Origin of the sequence: Aquiflexum sp. (genome assembly GCF_041749095.1) — a bacterium.
GTDB lineage: Bacteria > Bacteroidota > Bacteroidia > Cytophagales > Cyclobacteriaceae > Aquiflexum.
The window spans coordinates 1-3,970 of record NZ_JBGTCA010000129.1 but is presented as its reverse complement, the minus strand read 5'-3'; the positions used below and the strand labels follow the sequence as shown (position 1 = coordinate 3,970).

Sequence of the window (3,970 nt, the reverse complement as noted above, 5' to 3'; positions counted from 1 at the left end):
ATAAAAAATTAATTTAAAAGTGAGGTTTCTGCGGACAATCATTATACAGGGAAGTGAAATTTAAACTACTCCAACAAAGATACTGAGATTTACCCGATAGTGAGTTGTAGAAATTTGGTATTACACGATCAATTAAGAGATCTTATACCTTAGTAGAAACCCGAAATTCTGGACAATTTTTCAATCTTCCAATTTTGCCAATTTTCCAATTTCAAAATCCCACTTTTCTTCATCGAATCTAAAATCTACAATCTACAATCTAAAATCCTCAATCCACCCTTACGATATCCGCCCCCAATGCATTCAACCTTTGGTCTATATATTGATATCCCCGGTCGATCTGCTCTATATTGTCAATAACCGAAGTCCCTTCTGCCGAAAGTGCGGCGATCAGCAAGGAAACCCCAGCTCTGATATCAGGAGAAGTCATCCGGATACCCCTGAGGGAATATTTCCTGTCCAATCCGATCACTGTTGCACGGTGCGGGTCACAAAGGATGATCTGCGCACCCATATCAATCAGCTTATCCACAAAGAACAGACGGCTTTCGAACATCTTCTGATGTACCAAAACTGTGCCTTTGGCTTGTGTAGCAGTCACCAATACGATGCTCAAAAGGTCAGGGGTAAAGCCCGGCCAAATGGCATCTGCAACGGTCAGGATCGAACCGTCTATAAAAGTTTCTATTTCATAATGTTTTTGGGCAGGGATAAAGATATCATCTCCCCTGAATTCCAATTTGATGCCCATTCTTCTGAAGGTATCCGGGATTACTCCAAGCCTATGGATTTGTGCATCTTTGATGGTGATTTCGGATTGGGTCATGGCCGCAAGGCCAATAAAGGATCCGATTTCAATCATATCAGGCAACAGCGTATGTTCGGTACCTTTCAATGATTTCACACCTTCAATGTTCAAAAGGTTGGAACCTATTCCGGTGATTTTCGCACCCATGCGATTCAGCATGTCACAAAGTTGCTGTAGGTAAGGCTCACAAGCTGCATTGTAAATGGTGGTTTTGCCCTCTGCCATCACTGCTGCCATGACGATGTTTGCAGTTCCCGTTACTGAGGCTTCGTCCAGGAGCATATAGGCTCCCTTCAGGTTTTTACCATCAATATGGTAAATCTCCTTTTTCTTGTCGTAATGGAATTCGGCACCCAATTTTTGGAATCCGGTAAAATGGGTGTCCATTCTCCTTCGTCCGATTTTATCCCCTCCCGGCTTGGAAAGTCTCCCTGTACCGAATCTTGCCAATAATGGCCCTAGAATCATCACAGAACCTCTTAATGAAGAAGCTTTGGTCAAAAAATCATCTGTATCCAGGTATTGGAGGTTGATCTGATCGGCTTGAAAAGTATAGGATTCGTGACCGATTTTATTCACTTTCACGCCCATGTCAGCCAATAACTCAATCAACTTGTTGACATCACGGATATTTGGGACTTTGTGGATGGTAACTTTGCCGGAGGTTAAAAGTACCGCGCAAAGAATTTGTAAGGCCTCGTTTTTGGCTCCCTGAGGTGTGATTTCCCCTTTGAGCTTTAGGCCTCCTTTTACTCTGAATGAAGACATTTATCTACGTTTTTTGGAGTGGCCGCCGTTTCTTCTTCTGTCGTTTCCATTAAATTTCCTTCTGTTTTGATTGGCAGAAGATGGTTCAGGTTCAGATGGCAATTTAAAATCCCTTCTGGTGTTGGTTTCGAAAAGTCCCATTTCCCTTACCTTTTCAAGGTCTATGTGCAGTTTGCCTTTGGAAAGGGTTTTGATATCGTCCAAGATGATCCCATCGTCAAAATTCTCACGGTTCCAGGTGGAATGAAAGCTTCTCATCAACTGTCCAATATAGATGATGGCGCCTTCCTGCTCCTCATCATCTTCTATTTCGACAGCCTTTTCTATGAGCTTCTCAATATTTCTACCGTAGTGTTTGAATTTGATCTCACCTTTGGGATACCCGACACTTTTTGGTTTTTTGAAAAGTAGCTCTTCTTCAGGCTTTGGGTAAGGCCCGTCCACATCCAAGGTAAAATTGGACATGATATGCAGATCATCCCAAATTTTCTGGTCATTTTCTGTTTTCATTAATGGGTTGAGCTGTTTGACCATCTCCACCAAAAGGTAAGCACTTTGAGTGCGTTTTTCCCTGTCTTCCATTTCGGCTATGTGAATAGCTAGCCTTTGAATGTTTTTTCCGTATTCTTTCAAAATTACTGAGTGCTTATTTGTCTCTCCTGTATTCATTTGTTCTCCCATTTCTTAAATTGTTAAAATACAAAAATCTTTTTAATGGGGATTAATTATTCGATTATTCGAAGCTTTGCAAAGCTAAGTAATAAAGTTTTCTCTCCAAAATTATCGAATTGTATTGTTGCTTTTCTGTTAATTCCTTCTATTTCAATTTTTTGGACAGATCCAAAACCGAATTTCTGATGCTCTACCTTCATGCCTTCTGCCAAGTTGTTGGTATTGGACGGCTTAAAATCAGGACTTGGGGTATGGACTTTTGCAGTGGTCAATGGTCTGACGTTTGGTTTTTTGAGTCCCACAAAACCTGACCTTCCCTCGCTGCCTTCATTTCTAAAGGCTCCTGCCATAGAGGAGGATAATTTTTTATTTACCCGGATGCACATGGGGTCCACTTCCTCTAAAAACCTACTTGGTTCGCAATTCAGCAATCTACCAAATCTATAACGGGTAGTGGCATAGGTCAGGTATAATTTTTCCATGGCACGGGTGGAAGCAACATAAAATAGCCTCCGTTCCTCTTCCAAATCTTCCCTACTTTGCATCATCATCTGTGAAGGAAAAAGGTCTTCTTCCATTCCCACCACAAATACCTGCTTGAATTCCAGACCCTTGGAAGAATGTATGGTCATCAAGATAACTGCGTCGGAAGTATCTTTATCCCTGTCATTATCTGTCAAGAGGGCGATTTCCTGTAAGAAAGCACCCAAGCTTTTATCCTCATTTTCAGGATTGTCCACGTACTCTTTGATGGCATTGAGGAGTTCCTGTACGTTTTCATAGCGGTTTAATCCTTCGATGGTCTTGTCCTCATAGAGTTCGCGGAGCAGTCCTGATTGTTTGGCAATGGAACTGGCTGCATCGAAAGCATCTTTTCTCTCCATTTCGATGGAGAAGCTTTTGATCATGGTGGTAAAATCATCCACTGAATTGGCGGCCCGACCACTCAAGAAATTGTTGGCGTTGGTCATCACATCCCAAAGAGGGATATCATGATCATAAGCAGCCACCAGCATTTTTTCAACTGTGGTATCCCCAATGCCTCTTTTTGGGTAATTGATAATTCGCTTAAATGCTTCCTCATCATCCCTGTTAACTGTAAAGCGCATATACGCCATCAGGTCTTTGATCTCTTTCCTTTGATAAAATGACAGTCCTCCTACGATTTTGTAGGTGATGTTCATTTTTCTCAAAGCCTCCTCCATGGCCCTGGATTGGGAGTTGGTGCGGTATAAAACCGCAAAATCGCTGTTGTTGAGTTTTTTGTTGTTTTTTTCTTCGAAAATAGTGGTGGCCACCATCCTGCCTTCCTCATTGTCCGAGCTCGCCTTGATCAGTTCAATCTGATCTCCCTCATGGTTTTGGGTCCAGATATCTTTTTTGAGTTGGGCTTTGTTTTTGGCGATGATGCTGTTGGCGGCCTGTACAATATTTTTGGTGGAACGGTAATTCTGCTCCAGTTTGACCACAAAAAGGTCGGGATAGTCTTTTTCGAAGTTGAGGATGTTCTGTATGTCGGCTCCACGAAAAGCATAGATGCTTTGGGCATCATCTCCCACCACACAGATGTTTTGGTGGACAGCGGCCAGTTTTTTGGTGATAAGGTATTGGGAGACATTGGTGTCCTGAAACTCGTCCACCATGACATATTTGAAGCGCTGTTGGTATTTGTTCAGTACATCCGCATGGTCTCTGAAAAGCACATTGGTATTGAAGAGCAGG

General features: G+C 42.3%; 3 protein-coding genes. All 3 read right to left on the bottom strand.

Going from position 1 to position 3,970, the window contains the following annotated elements; all coding sequences use genetic code 11:
* Nucleotides 1–268: 268 nt before the first annotated feature.
* On the bottom strand, nucleotides 269–1,576 hold the full coding sequence (gene murA / locus ACEW8O_RS06950) for a UDP-N-acetylglucosamine 1-carboxyvinyltransferase (RefSeq protein ID WP_373493895.1): 1,308 nt from the start codon (nucleotides 1,574–1,576) through the stop codon (nucleotides 269–271).
* Nucleotides 1,577–2,245 (bottom strand): DUF4290 domain-containing protein, encoded by a 669-nt coding sequence (locus ACEW8O_RS06945; protein ID WP_373493896.1) that lies wholly within the window; start codon nucleotides 2,243–2,245, stop codon nucleotides 1,577–1,579.
* Between the two features lie 56 nt (nucleotides 2,246–2,301).
* A partial coding sequence (locus tag ACEW8O_RS06940) for an ATP-dependent helicase (protein WP_373493894.1) occupies nucleotides 2,302–3,970 on the bottom strand: 1,669 nt, incomplete at its 5' end.